A 580-nucleotide genomic window follows, 5' to 3' on the forward strand; every position below is an offset into this window, starting at 1 on the left:
TGGCTGTAGCGGTAGGCCTTGTCGCCGTGGCGTTCCGTGTACTCGGCCCAGAGCAGTTGCAGGGTAACGCCCTTGGTCTTGAGTTCCTGATGAACCTGGAAGTAATCCGGCTCAGCAAAGCGTGAGGGCGGTGCCTTGACGGGGAACAGCCGTGCTTCCAGCCAGGCCTCATCAGCATCCTCGGGCAACGGCCAAGTGATGCCCTTCGCCTGGGCCTGGCTGACGTACTTGCCGACCACGCCTTTGGAGAGACCACAGGCGCGGGCAATGCGGTCGTGGCTCAGGCCTACTTCGTGCTTGAGGCGCAAGACCTCGATGATCTGTCGCATGGAAATCCTCGCAGCCGGCATCCGCACTTCCTCGTGATGAAAAAGAAGGGTATGCCGAATAAAGTTAAAGAATTCCAGCGTGTTGGATGTGATTCCGGGGGAACGTGACCGATGATTCCGGCAACGTGACCGGCGATTCCGGAAAACTGCCCAAAATCGGTCACGATAAAACGGAATGCGCGGTCACCATCATCCAGAACAGACGGTCACGTTCAAACGGAATGGGCGGTCACGATAGGGCGGAATACGCA

At 58.1% G+C, this 580-nt stretch carries 1 pseudogene; it reads right to left on the minus strand.

Features of this window, described 5'->3' with window-relative positions:
• Positions 1–329 (minus strand): annotated as a pseudogene (locus CXF87_RS12280) (IS21 family transposase); the annotation flags it as partial.
• Positions 330–580 lie beyond the last annotated feature (251 nt).

Source organism: Halomonas sp. MES3-P3E (assembly GCF_002836035.1).
In the GTDB taxonomy this organism is placed as follows: domain Bacteria; phylum Pseudomonadota; class Gammaproteobacteria; order Pseudomonadales; family Halomonadaceae; genus Vreelandella; species Vreelandella arctica.